The sequence below is a fragment of the Pseudomonas fildesensis genome (genome assembly GCF_001050345.1).
GTDB lineage: Bacteria > Pseudomonadota > Gammaproteobacteria > Pseudomonadales > Pseudomonadaceae > Aquipseudomonas > Aquipseudomonas fildesensis.
The window spans coordinates 364,026-385,143 of record NZ_LFMW01000001.1 but is presented as its reverse complement, the minus strand read 5'-3'; the positions used below and the strand labels follow the sequence as shown (position 1 = coordinate 385,143).

Below are 21,118 nucleotides of genomic sequence, written 5' to 3'. Positions count from 1 at the left end.
TGATGGCCCAGAAGATCATTCGCGTAGGCGACATCGAGATTGCCAACGACAAGCCCATGGTGCTGTTCGGCGGCATGAACGTGCTGGAAAGCCGCGACATGGCGATGCAGGTCTGCGAAGAGTACGTAAAGGTTACCCAGAAACTGGGTATCCCCTACGTGTTCAAGGCCAGCTTCGACAAGGCCAACCGTTCGTCCGTGACCTCCTATCGCGGCCCGGGCCTTGAAGAAGGCATGCGGATCTTCCAGGACATCAAGCAAGCCTTCGGCGTGCCAATCATCACCGACGTCCACGAGCCGGAACAAGCTGCCGTGGTTGCCGAGGTGTGCGACATCATCCAGTTGCCGGCCTTCCTGTCGCGCCAAACCGACCTCGTGGTCGCGATGGCCAAGACCGGCGCTGTGATCAATATCAAGAAAGCCCAGTTCCTCGCGCCCCAGGAAATGAAACACATCCTGAGCAAGTGCGTGGAAGCGGGTAACGACCAGTTGATCCTCTGCGAGCGTGGTTCGAGCTTCGGCTACAACAACCTCGTGGTGGACATGCTCGGTTTCGGCATCATGAAACAGTTCGAATATCCGGTGTTCTTCGACGTGACCCACGCGCTGCAAATGCCCGGTGGTCGTGCCGATTCGGCTGGCGGGCGTCGTGCCCAGGTATTGGACCTGGCCAAGGCCGGCATCAGCCAGTCCCTGGCCGGCCTGTTCCTGGAAGCCCACCCGGACCCGGACAACGCCAAGTGCGACGGCCCATGCGCCCTGCGCCTGGACAAGCTGGAGCCATTCCTGGCCCAGCTCAAGCAGTTGGACGAACTGGTCAAGAGTTTTCCGACGGTAGAGACCGCGTAACTGCCATTTCTCCGGTAGACTTTCCCACGCTTTACGCTCAGGCCCTCGGGCCTGAGCCTTGTCGCCTGCAAGCCTGCCCCGTTGTTCCACCCTTGCGGTCGGTCAAAAGATTTCCTTCAGCTGCGTCGTTTTCGTCAACTTTGGAGTGTTTACAACAATGGCAAAAATCGTCGACATCAAAGGTCGTGAAGTTCTCGACTCCCGTGGCAACCCCACCGTTGAAGCCGACGTGCTTCTCGATAACGGCATCATCGGCAGCGCCTGCGCGCCGTCCGGTGCTTCCACAGGTTCCCGCGAAGCGCTGGAACTGCGTGATGGCGACAAGAGCCGTTACCTGGGCAAGGGTGTACTCAAGGCTGTAGGCAACATCAACGGCCCGATTCGTGACCTGTTGCTGGGCAAGGACCCGCTGGACCAGAAAGCCCTGGACCACGCGATGATCAAGCTCGACGGCACCGAAAACAAAGGTAGCCTGGGCGCCAACGCCATCCTCGCCGTGTCTCTGGCCGCCGCCAAGGCCGCTGCCCAGGACCAGGACCTGCCGCTGTACGCGCATATCGCCAACCTGAACGGCACCCCGGGTGTGTACTCGATGCCGGTTCCGATGATGAACATCATCAACGGTGGCGAGCACGCCGATAACAACGTCGACATCCAGGAATTCATGGTGCAGCCGGTAGGCGCCAAGACCTTCTCCGAAGGCCTGCGCATGGGTACCGAGATTTTTCATCACCTCAAAGCCGTGCTGAAGGCCCGTGGCCTGAGCACTGCCGTGGGTGACGAAGGTGGTTTCGCACCGAACCTGGCGTCCAACGAAGATGCACTGAAAGTGATCTCCGAAGCCGTGGCCAATGCTGGCTACAAGCTGGGTACCGACGTGACCCTGGCCCTGGACTGCGCCGCCAGCGAATTCTACGAAGACGGCAAGTACAACCTGTCCGGCGAAGGCCAGGTGTTCAACTCCGAAGGTTTTGCTGATTACCTGAAGGGCCTGACCGAGCGCTACCCGATCATCTCGATCGAAGACGGCCTGGACGAGTCTGACTGGGACGGCTGGAAAATCCTCACCGACAAGATCGGCGAGAAAGTCCAACTGGTGGGTGATGACCTGTTCGTGACTAACACCAAGATCCTGAAAGAAGGCATCGACAAGAAGATCGCCAACTCGATCCTGATCAAGTTCAACCAGATCGGCACCCTGACCGAAACCCTGGAAGCCATCCAGATGGCCAAGGCCGCAGGCTACACTGCCGTGATCTCCCACCGCTCCGGCGAAACCGAAGATTCGACCATTGCCGACCTGGCCGTGGGCACTTCGGCGGGCCAGATCAAGACCGGTTCCCTGTGCCGTTCCGACCGCGTTTCCAAGTACAACCAATTGCTGCGTATCGAAGAGCAACTGGCAGGTAAAGCCAAGTACAACGGTCGCGGCGAGTTTCGCGGCTGATCGCTACTTGATGGTAAGGCATGGTAAAAAGTCGACGGATTGCGTCGGAAAACTCACGACAGTGTGAATTTCGACGCTAATCTGATGGCTATCAAGCACAAGCCTGGGTCTTCCAGGCTTCGTGCTATCAGTTGCTGCAAAAGTTTTGCATGGCGGTCTTTTTTCACTGGATACCCGATATTCGATGCGCAGTCCCAATTGGTTGTTCCTCGTCTTGCTCTTGTTGCTGGCTGGCCTGCAGTACCGCCTATGGGTGGGTAATGGCAGCTTTGCGCAGGTAAAAGACCTGACCCAGCAAATTGCTGAACAGCACGCCGAAAACGAAATCCTGCTGGAACGCAACCGCGTCCTCGATGCCGAGGTGCTTGAGCTGAAAAAAGGCACGGAGACCGTTGAAGAGCGGGCTCGTCATGAACTGGGCATGGTCAAGGAGGGTGAAACCCTCTACCAGTTGGCCCAATGAATCATCGTTTGCCGGCCTTCTGGGCCGTGATTCCTGCCGCGGGCATCGGTGCCCGTATGGCCGCGGACCGTCCCAAGCAGTACTTGCAACTGGGCGGGCGCACTATTCTCGAACACAGCCTTGGCTGTTTTCTCGACCACCCTGACCTCAAGGGGTTGGTGGTCAGTCTGGCTGTTGATGATCCTTACTGGCCCACCCTGGCGTGTGCCGCTGACCCGCGTATCCAGCGTGCGGACGGTGGTTCGGATCGCTCGGGCTCGGTGCTCAATGCCTTGCTGCAACTCAATGCCCTAGGCGCCAGCGATGACGACTGGGTGCTGGTGCATGATGCAGCCAGGCCCAATCTGAGCCGCGATGACCTCGATAAACTGCTGACCGAACTCGCGGATGATCCGGTAGGTGGGCTACTGGCGGTACCGGCCCGCGACACCCTCAAGCGCGTCGACAAGCGCGGCCGCGTGATCGAAACCGTCGACCGCAGCCTGATCTGGCAGGCCTATACGCCGCAGATGTTCCGCCTGGGTGCGTTGCACCGCGCCCTGGCCGACAGCCTGGTGGCCGACGCCGTGATCACCGACGAAGCCTCGGCCATGGAGTGGTCCGGCCAGGCACCGCGATTGATCGAAGGGCGTTCGGACAATATCAAAGTGACCCGGCCGGAAGATCTGGAGTGGTTGCGGTTGCGGTGGGCGAATCGACGGTAGTCATTTAAACCGCGTCGACGCTATCGCGAGCAAGCCCGCTCCCACACTTGGAATGCATTCCAAATGTGGGAGCGGGCTTGCTCGCGATGGGGCCGGCACAAACAGCCAATAATTACCGGCAGTATTCTGGCCGCTCGGCCAACCCCTCTTTCAAGTAGTCCACCAGCTTGCGCACCTTCGGCGACAAGTGCCGTTGCTGCGGATACAGCGCCCAGACCGCCGTATTCGGCGGCTGATGTACCTCCAGCAGCGACACCAACGCGCCACTGTGCAAATGTTCCAGCACGTAATAATCCGGCAACTGGCACAGCCCAACCCCTTGTAACGCCGCATCCAGCACCGCTTGCCCACTGTTACAGCGCCAATTGCCCTGCACCCGTTGGGAAAATTCCCGCCCGTCCTGGGCCAGTTGCCAAATGTCGGAGCTGCCGATCAGGCAGTTATGCCGGCTCAATTCCGACACGCTATGTGGCCGCCCATACCGAGCCAGGTAGGACGGCGACGCGCACAGGTACATGCGTCGCGGTGCCAGGCGACTGGCGACCATGCGTGAATCCTGTAAACGCCCGAGGCGGATCGCCAGGTCGAGGCCTTCGTGCACCAGGTCGAGTTGGCGATTACTCAGTTCGATATCCACCCGCAATTGCGGATAAAGCGCCATAAAGCGCGTCACCAACGGCACGATAAACCGCTCGCCATAGGCCACGGCGCAGGTCATGCGCAGCATGCCCTTGGGTTCGCTGGCCAGGTCGCCGACCGCGCGCAGGGCTTCTTCGCGGCCGTCCTGTAAACGCTGGCAGTGTTGCAGGAACGTTTGGCCGGCTTCGGTGAGAGTGACCTTGCGCGTACTGCGATACAGCAGGCGCGTTTGCAGGCGCTCTTCCAGGCGTGCCACCTGCCGACTGATATGCGATGAAGACACGCCCAGCCGCTCGGCCGCCGCTGTGAATTGGCTGCATTCGGCGACTGCGACAAACTCATCGATGCCCTCCCAGCGGTTTTCCAGCATGGCGATTATCCCTGTACAGCAATAAAGTTTTGCTTTCGACTGGATTATTAATCACTGAGCCATGTTTTACACTCACTGCCTCAGTTTTTAACTCCCTGGAGAAACCCCGGATGATTAAGTCCCGCGCTGCCGTAGCCTTCGAAGCCAAGAAGCCCCTTGAGATCGTTGAAGTGGATGTCGCCATGCCCAAGGCTGGCGAAGTGTTGCTGCGGGTGGTCGCATCCGGTGTGTGCCATACCGACGCCTACACCTTGTCGGGCGCGGACCCGGAAGGCATCTTCCCATCGATCCTTGGTCACGAAGGCGGTGCGGTGGTTGAAGCGATTGGCGAAGGCGTTACCTCGGTAGCCGTCGGCGACCACGTAATCCCGCTTTACACCCCGGAATGCGGCAAGTGCAAATTCTGCCTGTCGGGCAAGACCAACCTGTGCCAGGCCATTCGCGCCACTCAGGGCAAAGGCCTGATGCCCGACGGCACCACGCGTTTCTCCTACAAAGGCCAGCCGATTTTCCACTACATGGGTACCTCGACTTTCTCCGAGTACACCGTGCTGCCGGAAATTTCCGTGGCCAAGATTCCTAAAGACGCGCCGCTGGAAAAAGTCTGCCTGCTCGGGTGCGGCGTTACCACCGGCATTGGCGCGGTGATCAACACGGCCAAGGTCAAGCCGGGCGATACCGTAGCCATCTTCGGTCTCGGCGGGATTGGTTTGTCGGCCGTGATCGGCGCGGTCAAAGCCAAGGCCGGCCGCATCATCGCCGTCGACATCAACCCGGCCAAGTTCGAAATTGCCAAGCAACTGGGCGCCACCGACTGCATCAACCCGAAAGACTATGACCGCCCGATCCAGGACGTGATTGTCGATTTGACTGACGGCGGCGTGGACTTTTCCTTCGAGTGCATCGGTAATGTTCAACTGATGCGCGCCGCACTTGAGTGCTGCCACAAAGGCTGGGGTGAATCGGTAATCATCGGCGTCGCCGGTGCCGGCCAGGAAATCTCCACACGGCCATTCCAGTTGGTGACCGGTCGCGTCTGGCGCGGTTCGGCCTTCGGTGGCGTGCGCGGCCGTACCGAATTGCCAAGCTACGTGGAAATGGCCCAGACCGGCGAGATCCCGCTGGATACCTTCATCACCCACACCATGGGCCTGGAAGACATCAACAAAGCGTTTGACCTGATGCATGAAGGCAAGAGCATTCGTACCGTCATTCATTTTTGAAGTAGCTACAAGCTACAAGCTACAAGCTGCAAGTGAGCGCGCCTCACTTGCAGCTTGAGGCTTGCAGCTTTTAGCTGGGAGCATTCCCATGACCCTGGAAAACATTTCCTGCCAGAAGAGTTTTGGTGGCTGGCACAAACGTTACAAACACAGCTCCCATGTACTCGGTTGCGACATGACCTTTGCCGTCTACTTGCCACCGCAAGCGGAGCAGGGCGGCAATTTGCCGGTGCTGTATTGGCTGTCCGGGTTGACCTGCACCGACGAAAACTTCATGCAGAAGGCCGGCGCCCATCGCATGGCCGCCGAGCTGGGGTTGATCATCGTCGCGCCGGACACCAGCCCGCGTGGGCCGGGCGTGCCTGGCGACCCGGACAACGCCTGGGATTTCGGCCTGGGCGCCGGCTTCTATCTGAATGCCACCCAGGAACCCTGGGCCAAGCACTATCGGATGCATGACTACGTGGTGCAGGAATTGCCGGCGTTGGTTGAAGCGCATTTCCCGGCTTCGGATAAACGCGGTATCAGCGGCCACTCCATGGGCGGTCACGGTGCGCTGGTGTGTGCCTTGCGCAACCCTGGGCGTTACCTGTCGGTGTCGGCGTTTTCGCCGATCAACAACCCGATGGACTGTCCGTGGGGGCAGAAGGCCTTTTCCCGTTACCTCGGCGAAGAACGCTCGAAGTGGCGCGAATGGGATGCCTGCGTGCTGATCAGCGAAGCCTCGGAGAAACTGCCATTGCTGGTGGACCAGGGCGATCGTGACGATTTCCTTGCAGTGCAACTCAAGCCTGAAGCCTTGCAGCAAGCGGCCAGGTTGGCCAACCATCCGCTCGAACTGCGCCTGCAGCCGGGCTACGACCACAGCTACTTCTTTATCGCCAGCTTCATCGAAGACCATTTGCGACATCATGGTCGTGCTTTGCTCGGTTAATGTGAGGCAAAAGTAGGTAGAATCACGCCCTGAATTAAATCGGGGCGTTTTTTTATGCGTATTGGCCACGGCTACGATGTGCACCGTTTCGCCGAAGGCGACTTCATCACCCTGGGCGGCGTGCGCATTGCACACCACCAGGGCTTGCTGGCTCATTCCGACGGCGACGTTGTATTGCATGCCTTGAGCGATGCCTTGCTCGGCGCAGCGGCGCTGGGCGATATCGGCAAGCACTTTCCGGACACTGACCCGACCTTCAAGGGCGCGGACAGCCGTGTGTTGCTGCGCCACGTGGTCGGCTTGATCCATGCCAAGGGCTGGAAGGTCGGCAACGTCGATAACACTATTGTGGCCCAGGCGCCGAAAATGGCCCCCCATATCGAATCGATGCGCGCGCTGATTGCTGCGGATCTGCAAATTGAACTGGATCAAGTCAACGTGAAAGCCACTACCACCGAAAAGCTCGGGTTTACCGGTCGTGAAGAGGGCATCGCGGTGCACTCCGTCGCCTTGTTGCTGCGCGCATGAATGACCTGCAACTGTTGGGCCCCCGGGCCCATGGCGATGCCTTGGGCAGCGCGGTTCTGAAGGCCACGGCTGAAGATTTCCAGGTAGACGAAGTGCTGGATATCCCGCTGACCGGCGAGGGTGAGCACCTGTGGCTGTGGGTGGAAAAGCGCGGCTTGAATACTGAAGACGCTGCGCGGCGCATCGCCAAGGCTGCTGGCGTGCCGCTGCGCACCGTCAGCTATGCCGGGCTCAAGGATCGCCAGGCGTTGACCCGCCAGTGGTTCAGCGTACAACTGCCGGGCAAGGCGGATCCGGACTTGAGCGGTGCGGAAAACGACACCCTCAAGATCCTCAAGATCGCCCGCCACAAGCGCAAGCTGCAACGCGGTGCCCATTCGGCCAACGGCTTTACCTTGCGCCTGACCCAACTGGCCGGTGATCACGCTGGCATCGACGCGCGCTTGCAACTGATCGCCCAACACGGCATTCCCAATTATTTCGGCACCCAGCGCTTTGGCCACAACGGTGGCAATGTGGTGGATGCCCGTGAATGGGCTGCACGCAAGGCCTTGCCGGAACAGCGCAATGTGCGTTCGCGGTTGCTGTCCACCGCCCGTAGCTTCCTGTTCAACAAGGTGCTGGCGGCGCGTGTCGCGGATGGCTCCTGGCAGCGCGCCCAGGTCGGCGATCTGCTTGCCTTTACCGATAGCCGCAGTTTTTTTCCGGCGGGGGAGGCTGAATGCAGCGACCCGCGCCTGGCGATTCTGGACCTGCACCCAACCGGGCCGCAGTGGGGCGAGGGTGACTCGCCGGCCACCGGTGCCACTCACGAATTGGAACAAGCCGTCGCAGCCGGTGAAGCCGACCTGCGCGATTGGCTGGTGAACGCCGGCATGAGCCAGGAACGTCGCATTCTGCGACTGCCCATTGGTGGGTTGACGTGGCATTATCCCTCGCTGGACATTCTGCAATTGGAATTCGTCCTGCCGGCCGGATGCTTCGCCACTGTCTTGGTGCGCGAGCTTGTTGATCTGGTGCCGGTGGGGCAGACGGACAGCCCATGCGTATTCTGATATCAAACGATGACGGTGCAACCGCACCCGGCCTCGCTGCGCTTCATGCTGCGCTGGCGGACTACGCCGAGTGCGTGGTGGTTGCCCCCGACCAGGACAAAAGCGGTGCCAGCAGTTCGCTGACGCTCGACCGTCCGCTGCACCCGCAGGTTCTGGCCAATGGCTTTATCAGCGTGAACGGCACCCCCACCGACTGCGTGCACCTGGCGATCAACAGCTTGTTGGACCGTGAGCCGGACCTGGTGGTGTCGGGCATCAACCTCGGCGCCAACCTGGGCGATGACGTGCTGTATTCAGGTACGGTGGCAGCGGCCCTTGAAGGGCGTTTCCTCGGCCGTACTTCGTTCGCCTTTTCGTTGGCCTCGCGCCAATTGGACAACCTGCCGACGGCGGCCTATTTCGCGCGCAAACTGGTGGAAGCCCATGGCTCCCTCGACCTGCCGCCGCGTACGGTGCTCAACGTCAATATTCCCAACTTGCCCCTCGACCATATTCGCGGCATCCAGCTGACACGCCTGGGCCACCGCGCCCGTGCGGCGGCGCCGTTGAAGGTGGTCGACCCGCGTGGCAAGGAAGGTTACTGGATCGCTGCGGCAGGCGATGCGGAAGACGGTGGCCCCGGCACGGACTTTCATGCGGTGATGCAAGGTTATGTTTCGATTACCCCGTTGCAACTCGATCGCACCTTCAGTGATGCCTTCAGTAGTCTCGATGGCTGGCTGGAGGGCCTGCGCTGATGGCTCGTGAACAAGACGACCTGCTGCGTCGTGGCATCGGGATGACCTCCCAGCGCACCCGCGAGCGTTTAATCCAGCGCCTCTACGAAGAAGGCCTGTCGAATGCCCAGGTCCTGGAAGTGATTCGGCGCACGCCTCGGCATTTGTTTGTCGATGAAGCCCTGGCGCACCGAGCCTATGAAGACACCGCGCTGCCGATCGGTCACAACCAGACCATCTCCCAGCCGTATATGGTCGCGCGCATGAGCGAGCTGTTGCTGGCGGCGGGGCCGTTGGACAAGGTGCTGGAGATCGGTACCGGCTCTGGTTATCAGACCGCCGTGCTGTCGCAGTTGGTGGAGCGAGTGTTCTCGGTGGAGCGTATCAAGGTGCTGCAGGATCGTGCCAAGGAGCGCCTGCTGGAGCTGAACCTGCGTAACGTGGTGTTCCGTTGGGGTGATGGCTGGGAAGGCTGGCCAGCACTGGCGCCGTACAACGGCATTATCGTCACTGCGGTCGCTACGGATGTGCCGCAAGCGTTGCTCGATCAACTGGCCCCTGGCGGCCGGCTGGTTATCCCGGTGGGCTCCGGCGAAGTGCAACAATTGATGCTCATTATTCGTGAGGACGAAGGCTTTTCCCGGCATGTACTGGGGGCTGTACGTTTCGTGCCGCTGCTCAACGGCCCGCTGGCTTGATCATTTATTCGCGGGCAGTGAATTCTGTTGGCGAGGATGTGTCTTACGGCGGGGTCTATCGAATCAACATGATCGGCGGCGGTATTCAACACGATGAATGTTTCGTTTCAGTCGTGTGCCGGTAAAACTTCAATGCCCAGTTATAATTGCGTCATATTTCAAGCCTGATACAGGCGTTCATGTTCAGCCACCACAAAGGGAGCGGCGGGTGAGTCTCACAGGTCTTGCGCAGCGTATGAGTAAAACAAGCTTTCAGCGACTGGTGCTTGGCCTTGTCTTGAGTTCCTTATTGGCAGCCTGTTCGAGCACGCCATCCGGCGGTGCGCGGGTGGTTGATCGTAATAACGCGGTGCCGCAAAAGCCGACGGTGACCACTGGGCAATATGTGGTGCGCAAGGGCGATACGATGTTCTCGATTGCCTTCCGTTATGGTTGGGATTACAAGGCGCTCGCGGCTCGTAACAATATTCCTGTGCCCTATACGATACATCCGGGTCAGACGATTCGCTTTGACGGGCGCACCGGTTCCACGCCTACGGCAGTTGTGACAAACACTGGATCCTCGCCGTCGTCTTCGAGCAAAACCACCATCATCACTCGGCCTGCGGGCACCGCCACACCGACGGTTGCGAGCAAGCCGGCACCCGCGCCGTTGCCCCCTGCAGGGCCTGCGCCGACCGGTTGGGGATGGCCTTCAAACGGCGTATTGATTGGAAAATTCTCTTCAAACGGCAGTTTGAATAAAGGCATTGATATCGCCGGGGATTTGGGACAGCCTGTTTTAGCTGCGTCTGATGGGACAGTGGTGTACGCCGGGAGTGGTTTGCGGGGCTACGGCGAGCTTGTCATCATCAAACACAGCGATACCTACGTCAGTGCTTACGGTCACAACCGTAGGCTGTTGGTTCGGGAGGGGCAGCAGGTCAAAGTCGGACAGACAATTGCCGAAATGGGGTCAACTGGTACAGACCGGGTGAAACTGCACTTTGAGATTCGCCGCCAAGGGAAGCCAGTAGATCCGCTGCAATTCCTACCCCGTCGTTGATGTGTTGCCAGCCTGTTCCCTCGCGTAGAAGGAACAGGCTCCAGCGTTGCCAAGGATAAAGGCGTCGCTTGAGCTTGAGGTCGAACTCACCAAAGGACTATAACAATGGCTCTCAGTAAAGAAGCGCCGGAGTTTGACATCGACGATGAGGTTCTCCTTATGGAGACCGGTATCGCTACGGAATCGATGTCGAATGAGGGACCTGCACTACCTTCAGTTCGCACCAAATCCAAGAACTCCACCGCGTTAAAGCAACACAAATACATTGATTACACGCGAGCGCTCGACGCGACGCAGCTGTACCTCAATGAAATCGGCTTTTCACCTCTGCTTACCCCCGAAGAAGAAGTCCATTTTGCGCGTTTGTCGCAAAAGGGCGATCCTGCTGGGCGCAAGCGCATGATTGAAAGCAACCTGCGCCTGGTGGTGAAAATCGCCCGACGCTACGTCAATCGTGGGCTGTCCCTGTTGGATCTGATCGAGGAAGGCAACCTGGGCTTGATCCGGGCGGTGGAGAAGTTCGACCCTGAGCGGGGCTTCCGCTTTTCGACTTATGCCACTTGGTGGATTCGTCAGACCATCGAACGGGCAATCATGAATCAAACCCGTACGATCCGGTTGCCGATCCATGTGGTCAAGGAGCTCAACGTCTACCTGCGGGCAGCGCGTGAGCTGACACAAAAACTCGATCATGAGCCCTCGCCTGAAGAAATCGCCAACCTGCTGGAAAAACCGGTAGGGGAGGTCAAGCGCATGCTGGGTCTCAACGAGCGTGTGTCTTCGGTCGATGTTTCGCTGGGCCCGGATTCGGATAAAACCCTGCTGGATACCCTGACCGATGATCGTCCTACAGATCCTTGCGAGCTGTTGCAGGACGTTGATCTTTCCCAAAGCATTGACCAGTGGCTGTCTGAACTCACGGACAAGCAGCGTGAGGTGGTGATTCGCCGCTTCGGCCTGCGTGGCCATGAGAGCAGCACCCTGGAGGACGTAGGCCTGGAGATCGGGCTGACCCGTGAGCGGGTGCGGCAGATCCAGGTAGAAGGGCTCAAGCGCTTGCGTGAGATCCTCGAGAAGAATGGCTTGTCGAGTGAGTCGTTGTTTCAATAACGTAGCCTGACGCAGCTATGAAAACGCCCGGTGCATGGGAATGCGCCGGGCGTTTTGCTGTGCGTCGATCGTTCCCTCGCTCTGCGTGGGAATGCAGCCCAGGACGCTCCGCGTCCCAAAGCTTGACGCAGAGCGTCACAAGAGGCATTACCACGCTGGGAGTGGGAGCGAGCGGGCATAAAAAAACCCCGCTTTTAAGGGCGGGGTTTTTTCGACTAAGTCAGTACAAGTTAGATAACTTGAACTTCTTCAGCTTGCATGCCTTTCTGACCGCGGGTAGCGATGAAAGAAACCTGTTGGCCTTCTTTCAGGCTTTTGAAGCCGTCGGATTGGATAGCTTTGAAGTGAACGAACAGGTCGTCACCGGATTGTGGAGTGATGAAGCCGAAGCCTTTTTCATCGTTGAACCACTTAACGGTACCAGTTTGGCGATTAGACATGGTGTATCTCCTTGGACAAAGTTAACTGCGACTCAGGAAAAGCCCTGGCCGAGACTGAGTGCAAAGAGCAGGAAAAATTCTTGGAGATGGTTGGATCGAAATTCAACATATCGTGTAGAGATTCTCAGTGACACAAGCAGCACAGTGGCGCCACCTTAACCCTTTTTCCGGAACGTGCCAATGGTATTTCCGAAGGTTTCTCTATTTTCGTGACTGGCGGTGGTATTTACAGTCGCTCGTCGCGGCAGCCGGGATACCGGCCCCGCTGGCTGCGACCTATAAAGGCCATGCATTCATCAATGCATTCATCAACAAATTTCCCACGCCCTTTGAACCCCAACGCCGGCCCCGGTAAGATGCCCAACAGAATTTTTCCACCTCGCTATTCAGGACACCCGCCATGAGCATCAAATCGGACAAGTGGATTCGCCGCATGGCGCAAGAGCACGGCATGATCGAACCGTTCGTTGAGCGCCAGATTCGTGGCGAAGGCGACGCACGCGTGATTTCGTACGGTGTTTCCAGCTATGGCTACGATGTGCGCTGCGCCGATGAATTCAAGGTGTTCACCAACATCAATTCGGCGATCGTCGACCCGAAGAACTTCGACGAAAAGAGCTTCGTCGACGTCAAGAGCGACGTGTGCATCATCCCGCCAAACTCCTTCGCCCTGGCGCGTACCGTGGAATTCTTCCGTATTCCCCGCGATGTGCTGACCATCTGCCTGGGTAAAAGCACCTACGCGCGCTGCGGTATTATCGTCAACGTGACGCCGCTTGAGCCGGAATGGGAAGGCCACGTGACCCTGGAGTTCTCCAACACCACCACCTTGCCAGCGAAGATCTACGCCAATGAAGGCGTGGCACAGATGCTGTTCCTGCAGTCCGATGAGGCCTGTGAAGTGTCTTACAAGGACCGCGCCGGCAAGTACCAGGGCCAGCGCGGCGTCACCTTGCCACGCGCTTGATCGAAACGTCCTACGCGTAAAGGGAATTAGTCTGAGGAAAGTGACTCTATTGGGTGTACTGCCTCGGTACGTGCAAAACGTGCCGGGCCACGCTTGAGGAGTACCTTATGAAGATCGACCCGCGAATCAGCGCCGAACTCGCCCGGCTTGAACCCAACCAGATTGGTGTTCTGGCCTGGTCCCTGATGGCCGACCCTGCTTATGCGGGCGGCATTCCTGGCCAACCTGAACCTGACTACCCACAGCCTACAGAACCTGGCGAACCGACCCTTCCGGACGAGCCGCCACCTGCCCCAGTAGTCTGATCCAGGCGGGTCAGGAAATGTTCAGTTCTTCAGCGTACTGGCCATACTTCCCTGTCACCGATCACAAAGATCCGCCGTTCGTCGTCCCGCTCCACCGAATACCCTCCGGTAAATGCACCAAACGCCGGCAGCAAGCTGACGCGCGTACCGATCTGAAAGCAGGGCAGGCGTAAACTCTGCCGGCCTTTGCCGCGCAAGCGATACACCGGATGAACATGTCCCGCCAGCACGTGATGGCTGGCATGGGCATCCGGTTCGTGTTGCAGGGCGAACGGTCCCAGCAGCAGCGGCTCGGGCACCACCTCGATCCTCAAGTCGGCTGGCGGGTCGCCTGCGCGTTTATCGTGATTGCCGCGAATCAGGGTCATGGGCAGGCCGTGGTTACGTGCTCGCCAGGTCCTCAGCGCGCTCAGGGTGCCGCTGGCATGGGAGCCTGGGCCGTGCAGGAAGTCACCGAGAAAGATTAACTGCGCGCAACGGAAGGTCGACAACAGCCGGTCCAGGCGCTGCAAATTCTCGGTGGTGGTGCCCTGTGGCACCGGTTGTCCCAGGCTGCGATACGCCGAGGCCTTGCCAAAGTGTGCGTCGGCAATCAGCAGGCATTGGCGCGCGGGCCAGTAAACGGCCTTGTCCGCCAACAACCACAGCTCCTCTCCCTCAAGTGTTATCGGGCAAATCATCGGCGTTTCCCGTTATCCGCGACTTTTTCCAGGTCCTTCACCATTCGCGCAATGCGCTCCGACAACTTTTCCGAACTCATGCTTTCGCGCATTCGCTCAACCAGCAGGGGGAAGGCCAGGGGCGTCGGCCGTTCGATCAGGTGCAGGTCCAGTTTCAGCGCCGACAGATGACGCAAGGTCTCTTCTAACCGACGAATATCCAACTCATCACGCAGCACTTCTTCCCCCGCCTGGGTCAGCAACAGGTTCTGCGGGTCATATTGCTTGAACACTTCATAGAACAACCCGCTGGAGGCCTGTACCTGCCGCGTGCTTTTCGGCGCACCGGGGTACCCGGCAAACACCAGCCCGGCGATGCGTGCGATTTCGCGAAACCGTCGCAGGGCCAGCTCCCCGGCATTCAGGCTGGCCGCCACGTCCGCCAGCAAATTTGCTGGACTTAGCAGTACCTGATTCAGCAAGACCGGCCAGTCCACTTCTGTTGCGCTCAACAGCTCCAACCCGTAATCGTTGACGGCAATCGAGAACGTCACCGCCTGCTGCTGGCTGACACGCCACGCCAACAAACTTGCTAGCCCCATATGCACCTGACGCCCGGCAAAGGGGTAAAGAAAAAGGTGCCACCCTTCCCGGGACTTGAGGGCTTCGGCCAGCAAATGCTCGCGTGTCGGCAGGCCGGACCAGCGCAACTGAGTCTGCAGCAGGGGTTGCACCGCCTGCATTTCCGGACCATCGAATTGCCCGTGCGCTGCCGCGTCGAAGCGCTCGACTACCGCCTGGGCCAGCTCATTGGAAAGCGGCATGCGCCCGCCACTCCAGCGCGGCACGGCGGCTTTTTTCGCGGTACTGCGGCGCACGTACGCCGTCATGTTCTCCACCCGCACCAACTCCAGCAAACGCCCGGCAAACAAGAAACCATCGCCCGGCTTGAGTCGCGCGATAAAGCCTTCTTCGACACTGCCCAGGTTCTTGCCACCGCCGCCTTTACTCCAGAATTTCAGCTGGATGCTGGCGTCACTGACGATGGTACCGACACTCATGCGATGGCGCCGCGCCAAACGGGCATCGGGGACGCGCCAGATGCCATGCTCGTCTGGCTCGACGCGGCGGTAATCCGGGTAGGCCGTCAGCGATAAACCGCCATGGCGTACAAACCCCAGCGCCCAGGCCCAGTCGGCGTCGGTCAGATCGCGGTAGGCCCACGCTTCGCGTACTTCCGCCAGTAATCCGTCTGGAGTAAAACCGCCGCCCAAGGCCATGCTGACCAAATGCTGTACGAGCACATCCAACGGCTTGTGCGGCGATTCGCGGGCTTCGATGCGCCGCTGGGCAATCGCGTCCTGGGCCGCAGCAGCCTCGACCAATTCCAGGCTGTGGGTCGGCACCAGCGTCACCCGTGACGGCCGCCCCGGCGCATGGCCGGAACGCCCCGCACGTTGCATCAGGCGCGCCACGCCTTTGGCCGAGCCGATCTGCAGTACCCGTTCCACCGGTAAAAAATCCACTCCCAGGTCAAGGCTCGACGTACACACCACCGCCCTGAGCTGCCCGTCTTTCAACGCCCGCTCCACCCAGTCACGGGTTTCCCGCGAGAGCGAACCGTGGTGCAGGGCAATCACGCCCGCCCAGTCCGGGCGGGCGCCCAACAGCGCTTGATACCAGATCTCCGACTGTGCCCGCGTATTGGTGAATACCAGGCAACTGCTGCTGGCCTCCACCTCGGCCACCACCTGCGCCAGCATCTTCAAACCGATATGCCCGGCCCAGGGAAAACGTTCTGTAACGGGCGGCAACAGCGTGTCGACCCACAGTTGTTTAGCCGTTTGCCCCTGCACATTGATCCCGTCGCCTTGTGGTACCAACACCTCCAAAGCGTGGGACTGGTTACCCAGGGTCGCCGAAATGCCCCACACCATCAGTTCCGGGTGCCAGCGTCGCAATCGGGCCAACGCCAGTTGTAACTGCACGCCACGCTTGTTGCCGATCAGCTCATGCCATTCATCCACGATCACCATGCGCAGGTGCGCCAGGCTCGCCTCACTGTCGGCGCGCGCGAGCATCAGGGTCAGGCTTTCCGGCGTGGTAACCAGTGCCGTGGGCTGCCGGCGGGTTTGCCGCGCGCGCTCGCTGCTGCTGGTGTCGCCGGTGCGCAGCCCTACGCTCCAGGGAATCTGCAACGCCTCCAGTGGCGCCTCCAGGGCGCGCGCGGTGTCGGCGGCCAGGGCACGCATGGGCGTAATCCACAGCACGGTCAGTGGTTCAGGTGGCGGTTTGCGTTTGCCGGTGGTCGGCGGGCGACTGATGGCGAAACGATTGAGGGCGGCAAACCACAGCGCGTAAGTTTTACCGGCGCCGGTGCTGGCGTGCAGCAAACCTGACTGGCCGCGCTTGACCGCCGCCCACACGTCTTTCTGAAAGACGAACGGCTTCCAGCCTTTGGCGGCGAACCATTGCCTGGCGAAGTCGTGGGTTTTTGCCATGCGGCAACTGACGCTCTGGAGGGCTTATTCCACAGACCCTTGAGGCATCGTTGACGTTCCCCGTGTAGCAGCCGGCTTGCCGGCGATGACGCGCGTCTTGCGACAAGCGCCGGCAAGCCGGTTCCTACGGGTTATTTTAGGTTTCCGCTGAGGAACTGCTGCAGGCGCTCGCTCTTCGGGTTGCCCAACACATCCTCCGGTGCGCCTTGCTCTTCCACCAGGCCCTTGTGCAGGAACAGCACTTGGCTGGACACCTTGCGCGCAAAGCTCATCTCGTGGGTGACCATGATCATGGTGCGGCCTTCCTCGGCCAGGCCCTGGATCACTTTCAACACTTCGCCCACCAGTTCCGGGTCGAGGGCCGAGGTGGGCTCGTCGAACAGCATCACTTCCGGCTCCATGGCCAACGCGCGGGCGATCGCCACCCGTTGCTGCTGGCCCCCGGACAGGAACGCCGGGTATTGATCGGCGACGCGCGCCGGCAGGCCCACCTTGTCCAGGTAGCGACGGGCGCGGTCTTCGGCGTCCTTCTTGCTGCAGCCCAGCACACGGCGCGGGGCCATGGTGATGTTTTCCAGCACACTCATGTGGCTCCACAGGTTGAAGTGCTGGAACACCATGGCCAAGCGGGTGCGCAAGCGCTGCAATTCTGCGTCGTCAGCCACGCGCATGCCGTGGCGGTCGCTGACCATGCGGATCGGCTTGCCATCAAGGGTCATGGCACCATCATTGGGCGTTTCCAGAAAGTTGATGCAGCGCAGGAAGGTGCTTTTGCCCGAGCCGCTGGCGCCGATCAGGCTGATCACGTCACCGGTCTTGGCCTTGAGCGAAACACCTTTGAGCACTTCATTGTCGCCATAGCTTTTATGCAGGCCTTCAACGGTCAGTTTGTACATGTGGCGTGCATCCTCAAGGCGAAAGTAGGTAGCCGCTGCGGTAGGCCTCTGAGCCTGCAACATGGCCGATGACCATCCCCGCAGTGGCCATGCGCCGTAGCGAACGGGCGTAAAGCAGGCCGGCCTTCTGGCAGTGCACGGGCGTTACGCGGTCAGTAATAGGGTCGATGACTTCGGCGATCAATTGCCCGGCTTCGAGGTATTCCCCCGGCAAGGCGCTGAACACCAGCAAGCCGCCGACCGGCGTCGCCACCGGCTCCACGCCCGCCAGCGGGGTAGCCGGGTAGGGCAGGTCGGGCAGCGGTGCGACGTCGCCGGCAATTGCGCCGAAATGAATCAGGTAATCAATGATCGCCTGGCAGTCCAGGCTTGCCAGGCCGTGGTTGACGTCGCCCTGGCCGCGTAGCTCGACGGTCACCGAAAAGCTGCCCATGGGGATCGGGAAGCGCTCGCCGAAGCGTTGCTGCAATTGCCACCACACCAAGGTGAAGCACTCATCGAACGACTGCCCGCCGGAGTCGGTGGCCAGCAAGTTGGCCTCCGAGCCGATGTAACGCGCCAGCGGTTCCACCTGTGGCCAGGCTTCGGGCGTTGTGTACAGGTGCGCCACGGCTTCGAAATCACAATGCAGGTCCAGCACCATGTCGGCATCACAGGCCAGGCGTTGTAGCACCAGGCGCTGGGATTGCAACTGGGTCTCGGCGACCTGCTCGGCCAGGGCGCTGGACAGCGTGGTGCGGATCAGCTCGACGTTGTGCTGCGGATCATCCCCAAGCAATGCTTCGACCTGGTTACCGACCGTTTCACTGAGGTCGACAAACAAGCGATTGAAGTTCTGACCGCTTTCCAGCTCATAGCGGCCCAGGGGAATGTCCATCAATACCTGTTCAAGACCCACTGGGTTGGCGATGGGCACCAGCACGATCTCGCTGCGCAAACGCCCGGCGGCCGCCAATTTCGCGAGCCGCACTTTCAGGTGCCAGGCCACCAGCATGCCTGGCAGCTCATCGGCATGCAGCGACGACTGGATGTAGATCTTGCCTTCGGCCTGCTCGGGGCCGAAGTGGAAACTGTGAATCTGCCGCGCCGTACCGGGTACCGGCGAGATCAGATCATGTACCTGATGTCGCATGAATGCTCCTTAGTGGCTCGGCCCCAGGAAGGCCAGCCAGCGGCGCTCCGCCAGACGAAACAGACCGACCAGCGCAAAGGTCACGGTCAAGTAGATCAGCGCAGCAATGCCGAATGATTGAAACGTCATGAAGGTGGCCGAGTTGGCGTCCCGCGCAACTTTGAGGATGTCCGGGATCGTCGCGGTAAACGCCACCGTCGTCGAGTGCAGCATCAGAATCACTTCATTGCTGTAGTAGGGCAATGAGCGGCGCAGGGCCGACGGCATGATGACGTAGGCGTACAGCTTCCATCCGCTGAGGCCGTAGGCTTTGGCGGCTTCGACTTCGCCATGGGCCATGCTGCGGATCGAGCCTGCGAAAATTTCCGTGGTGTAGGCGCAGGTGTTAAGGGCGAAGGCCAGGATGGTGCAATTCATCGCGTCGCGAAAGAACGCGTCCAGCAGCGGTTGCGCCCGCACGGCCGCGATGCTGTAGATGCCGGTGTAGCAAATCAGCAACTGGATATAGAGCGGCGTACCACGAAACAGATAGGTGTAGAACTGCACCGGCCAACGTACCAGGCGGTTGCGCGATACCCGCGCGATGGACAGCGGGATCGACACCACAAAGCCGATGACGAGTGCCGCGCTGAGCAACCACAGGGTCATGGCCAGGCCGGTGATGTGCTGGCCGTCGCTATAAAGGAAGGGGCGCCAGTATTCCTGCAAGAGTTCGATCATCGCACTGCCTCCCGGGAGCCTGCGGAGTAGCGACGTTCAAGACGACGCAGGACAAAGTTGGAGGCGCTGGTGATCAATAGGTAGATCAACGCAGCGAGCACCAGGAAGTAGAACAGTTGATAGGTGCTCTTGCCGGCGTCCTGGGCTGCCTTGACCAAGTCAGCCAGGCCGATGATCGACACCAGTGCGGTGGCCTTGAGCATCACCATCCAGTTGTTGCCGATACCCGGCAGGGCGAAGCGCATCATCTGCGGGAAGGTCACGTAGCGGAAGCGCTGCCCGCGCTTGAGGCCATAAGCCGTGGCGGCTTCCAGTTGGCCACGGGGCACGGCGAGGATCGCGCCGCGAAACGTCTCGGTGAAATAAGCACCGTAGATAAAGCCCAGGGTGATCACCCCGGCGCTGAATGGGTCGATCTCGATGTACTCCCATTCCATAAAGTCGGTAAGACCGGTCAGCCAGGTTTGCAGGCTGTAGAAAATCAGCAGCATCAGCACCAGGTCGGGTACACCGCGAATCAGTGTGGTGTAGAGCTGGGCGGGGATGCGCAGGAAGGGCAGGCTGGAGAGTTTGGCGCTGGCGCCGAGAAGGCCCAGCAACACACTGACGGCCAGGGACAGCACCGACAACTTGATGGTCATCCAGGTGCCTTGCAGCAACAGCGGGCCGAAACCCTTCAAACTGAGCGCGCTCAGCCCGAGGGTTTGCAACAGATCTTCGAACATAAATCAGGACCTATGGCGAAAAAAAAGCGCCCCTTCAGAAAAGGGGCGCCCCGGGCATTATTTGCCGCTGTACAGGTTCAGATCGCCAAAGTGTTTCTTCTGGATGGTGGCGTAGGTGCCATCATCGTGTAACGCTTTGATACCTTTATCCAAAAGGGCCTTCAGTTCAGTGTTACCTTTTTTGATACCGATGGCGGTTTTCGATGGCAGCAATGGGTCATCGATGGCCGCGCTGACTTCGTAGCCGGCACCGGCTGGCGACTTCAGGAAGCCCAGTTCGGCTTGCAGCATGTCCTGCACGGAAGCGTCGAGACGGCCGGAGGTCAGGTCAGCGTAAACCTGGTCCTGGTTGGCGTAGGCCTTGGTGGTCACACCGGCTTTGTCCAGTACGGCCTTGGCGTAGGCTTCCTGGATGGTGCCTTGCTCGTAGCCCACGGATTTGCCCTTGAGGGACTCAGGTGTCGAGTAGCCAGCGCCTTTCTTGAACACCAGCGACGTCGGGCCGGAGAACAGCTCGCTGGAGAAGTCGATGGCCTTTTCACGCACCGGGGTCACGGTCATGGACGAAATAACGCCGTCGAACTTGTTGGCTTTCAGGCCTGGAATCATGCCGTCGAAATCACTTTCGACCCACTTGCACTTGACCTTCAGCTCAGCGCAAATCGCATTGCCCAGGTCGATATCAAAGCCCACCAGGCTGCCATCGGCCGCTTTGGATTCAAACGGCGCGTAGGACGGATCGACACCAAAACGCAATTCCTTGTATTCCTTGGCCGTGGCTACACCTGCGGCCATGCACAGAGCCAGTGCAGAAAGGGTCAGCAATGCTTTTTTCATTATGTAATCCCTGGAAACCAAGATAAGCGCTTGTGGCGCGTTTAGGACTGTTACTGAACGGTGTCAGACGGTTCACAAGTAGCAATTTCTGCACCATAGTTCCGAAAGTAGTTCCGAAAGTAGTTCTGAATGGTCGTTTCAGAAGGTAGGAAGAGG

The 21,118-nt window shown here is 59.7% G+C and carries 23 protein-coding genes; 14 read left to right on the top strand and 9 right to left on the bottom strand.

Features of this window, described 5'->3' with window-relative positions; genetic code table 11:
* The first annotated feature begins 2 nt into the window (after window positions 1–2).
* From kdsA to ispD, 4 genes are all read left to right on the top strand, one after another.
* Window positions 3–848, top strand: coding sequence for a 3-deoxy-8-phosphooctulonate synthase (kdsA, locus tag ACR52_RS01915; RefSeq protein WP_048719919.1), 846 nt, complete (start codon window positions 3–5; stop codon window positions 846–848).
* A gap of 157 nt (window positions 849–1,005) precedes the next feature.
* A complete protein-coding gene (gene eno, locus ACR52_RS01910) occupies window positions 1,006–2,295 on the top strand; it encodes a phosphopyruvate hydratase (RefSeq protein ID WP_048719917.1) in 1,290 nt (429 codons plus the stop codon).
* A 184-nt stretch (window positions 2,296–2,479) separates the two neighbouring features.
* Window positions 2,480–2,758, top strand: a complete 279-nt coding sequence (gene ftsB / locus ACR52_RS01905) for a cell division protein FtsB (RefSeq protein ID WP_048719915.1) — start codon at window positions 2,480–2,482, stop codon at window positions 2,756–2,758.
* Window positions 2,755–3,462 carry a 2-C-methyl-D-erythritol 4-phosphate cytidylyltransferase gene (ispD, locus tag ACR52_RS01900; protein WP_048719912.1) on the top strand — a complete coding sequence of 236 codons (708 nt, stop codon included), beginning with the start codon at window positions 2,755–2,757 and terminating at the stop codon, window positions 3,460–3,462. Before ftsB ends, ispD begins: the two co-directional genes overlap by 4 nt.
* A 112-nt stretch (window positions 3,463–3,574) precedes the next feature.
* On the opposite strand, the gene ACR52_RS01895 is transcribed toward ispD, so the two are convergent.
* Window positions 3,575–4,471, bottom strand: coding sequence for a LysR substrate-binding domain-containing protein (locus ACR52_RS01895; RefSeq protein ID WP_048719910.1), 897 nt, complete (start codon window positions 4,469–4,471; stop codon window positions 3,575–3,577).
* Window positions 4,472–4,581: 110 nt separating this feature from the next.
* On the opposite strand from ACR52_RS01895, the gene ACR52_RS01890 reads away from it, so the two are divergent.
* The 8 genes from ACR52_RS01890 to rpoS all read left to right on the top strand — a co-directional run bounded on the left by ACR52_RS01890 (window position 4,582) and on the right by rpoS (window position 11,780).
* Window positions 4,582–5,694, top strand: coding sequence for an S-(hydroxymethyl)glutathione dehydrogenase/class III alcohol dehydrogenase (locus tag ACR52_RS01890; protein ID WP_048719908.1), 1,113 nt, complete (start codon window positions 4,582–4,584; stop codon window positions 5,692–5,694).
* An 88-nt stretch (window positions 5,695–5,782) separates the two neighbouring features.
* Window positions 5,783–6,628, top strand: coding sequence for an S-formylglutathione hydrolase (gene fghA, locus ACR52_RS01885; RefSeq protein WP_048719906.1), 846 nt, complete (start codon window positions 5,783–5,785; stop codon window positions 6,626–6,628).
* 54 nt (window positions 6,629–6,682) lie between these two features.
* Complete coding sequence (ispF, locus tag ACR52_RS01880; RefSeq protein ID WP_048719904.1) at window positions 6,683–7,156, top strand: 2-C-methyl-D-erythritol 2,4-cyclodiphosphate synthase; 474 nt, start codon at window positions 6,683–6,685, stop codon at window positions 7,154–7,156.
* Window positions 7,153–8,211, top strand: a complete 1,059-nt coding sequence (gene truD / locus ACR52_RS01875; RefSeq protein ID WP_048719902.1) for a tRNA pseudouridine(13) synthase TruD — start codon at window positions 7,153–7,155, stop codon at window positions 8,209–8,211. Before ispF ends, truD begins: the two co-directional genes overlap by 4 nt.
* Window positions 8,199–8,948 (top strand): 5'/3'-nucleotidase SurE, encoded by a 750-nt coding sequence (gene surE / locus ACR52_RS01870; RefSeq protein WP_048719900.1) that lies wholly within the window; start codon window positions 8,199–8,201, stop codon window positions 8,946–8,948. Before truD ends, surE begins: the two co-directional genes overlap by 13 nt.
* A gap of 41 nt (window positions 8,949–8,989) precedes the next feature.
* Window positions 8,990–9,625, top strand: coding sequence for a protein-L-isoaspartate(D-aspartate) O-methyltransferase (locus ACR52_RS01865; protein ID WP_173439168.1), 636 nt, complete (start codon window positions 8,990–8,992; stop codon window positions 9,623–9,625).
* 208 nt (window positions 9,626–9,833) lie between these two features.
* A complete protein-coding gene (locus ACR52_RS29020) occupies window positions 9,834–10,670 on the top strand; it encodes a peptidoglycan DD-metalloendopeptidase family protein (RefSeq protein WP_082143080.1) in 837 nt (278 codons plus the stop codon).
* 105 nt (window positions 10,671–10,775) lie between these two features.
* On the top strand, window positions 10,776–11,780 hold the full coding sequence (gene rpoS / locus ACR52_RS01855; protein ID WP_048719895.1) for an RNA polymerase sigma factor RpoS: 1,005 nt from the start codon (window positions 10,776–10,778) through the stop codon (window positions 11,778–11,780).
* Between the two features lie 230 nt (window positions 11,781–12,010).
* Here rpoS and ACR52_RS01850 read toward each other — a convergent pair whose 3' ends face one another.
* Window positions 12,011–12,220, bottom strand: coding sequence for a cold-shock protein (locus tag ACR52_RS01850; RefSeq protein ID WP_002554837.1), 210 nt, complete (start codon window positions 12,218–12,220; stop codon window positions 12,011–12,013).
* A 400-nt stretch (window positions 12,221–12,620) separates the two neighbouring features.
* Here ACR52_RS01850 and dcd point away from each other — a divergent pair, with 400 nt between their 5' ends.
* Entirely contained in the window at window positions 12,621–13,187 is a 567-nt protein-coding gene (gene dcd / locus ACR52_RS01845) for a dCTP deaminase (RefSeq protein WP_048719838.1), read from the top strand.
* Window positions 13,188–13,294: 107 nt separating this feature from the next.
* Window positions 13,295–13,492 carry a hypothetical protein gene (locus ACR52_RS01840; RefSeq protein WP_048719836.1) on the top strand — a complete coding sequence of 66 codons (198 nt, stop codon included), beginning with the start codon at window positions 13,295–13,297 and terminating at the stop codon, window positions 13,490–13,492.
* A 29-nt stretch (window positions 13,493–13,521) separates the two neighbouring features.
* Here the strand turns inward: ACR52_RS01840 and pdeM are convergent, their stop codons facing one another.
* The 7 genes from pdeM to ACR52_RS01805 form a co-directional block, all read right to left on the bottom strand.
* The gene (pdeM, locus tag ACR52_RS01835) at window positions 13,522–14,172 is read right to left on the bottom strand and encodes a ligase-associated DNA damage response endonuclease PdeM (RefSeq protein WP_048719834.1); all 651 of its coding nucleotides are present in this window, start codon (window positions 14,170–14,172) and stop codon (window positions 13,522–13,524) included.
* Complete coding sequence (locus ACR52_RS01830) at window positions 14,169–16,652, bottom strand: ligase-associated DNA damage response DEXH box helicase (RefSeq protein WP_048719832.1); 2,484 nt, start codon at window positions 16,650–16,652, stop codon at window positions 14,169–14,171. The genes pdeM and ACR52_RS01830 overlap by 4 nt, the downstream gene beginning before the upstream one ends.
* Window positions 16,653–16,783: 131 nt before the next feature.
* The gene (locus ACR52_RS01825; protein ID WP_048719830.1) at window positions 16,784–17,548 is read right to left on the bottom strand and encodes an ABC transporter ATP-binding protein; all 765 of its coding nucleotides are present in this window, start codon (window positions 17,546–17,548) and stop codon (window positions 16,784–16,786) included.
* A gap of 13 nt (window positions 17,549–17,561) precedes the next feature.
* On the bottom strand, window positions 17,562–18,680 hold the full coding sequence (locus tag ACR52_RS01820) for a succinylglutamate desuccinylase/aspartoacylase family protein (RefSeq protein ID WP_048719828.1): 1,119 nt from the start codon (window positions 18,678–18,680) through the stop codon (window positions 17,562–17,564).
* A 9-nt stretch (window positions 18,681–18,689) separates the two neighbouring features.
* Entirely contained in the window at window positions 18,690–19,400 is a 711-nt protein-coding gene (locus ACR52_RS01815) for an ABC transporter permease (protein WP_048719827.1), read from the bottom strand.
* Window positions 19,397–20,125: an ABC transporter permease gene (locus tag ACR52_RS01810; protein ID WP_048719824.1), complete on the bottom strand. Its 729-nt coding sequence runs from the start codon at window positions 20,123–20,125 to the stop codon at window positions 19,397–19,399. The genes ACR52_RS01815 and ACR52_RS01810 overlap by 4 nt, the downstream gene beginning before the upstream one ends.
* A gap of 57 nt (window positions 20,126–20,182) precedes the next feature.
* Window positions 20,183–20,962 carry a transporter substrate-binding domain-containing protein gene (locus tag ACR52_RS01805; protein ID WP_014717255.1) on the bottom strand — a complete coding sequence of 260 codons (780 nt, stop codon included), beginning with the start codon at window positions 20,960–20,962 and terminating at the stop codon, window positions 20,183–20,185.
* Between the last annotated feature and the right edge of the window lie 156 nt (window positions 20,963–21,118).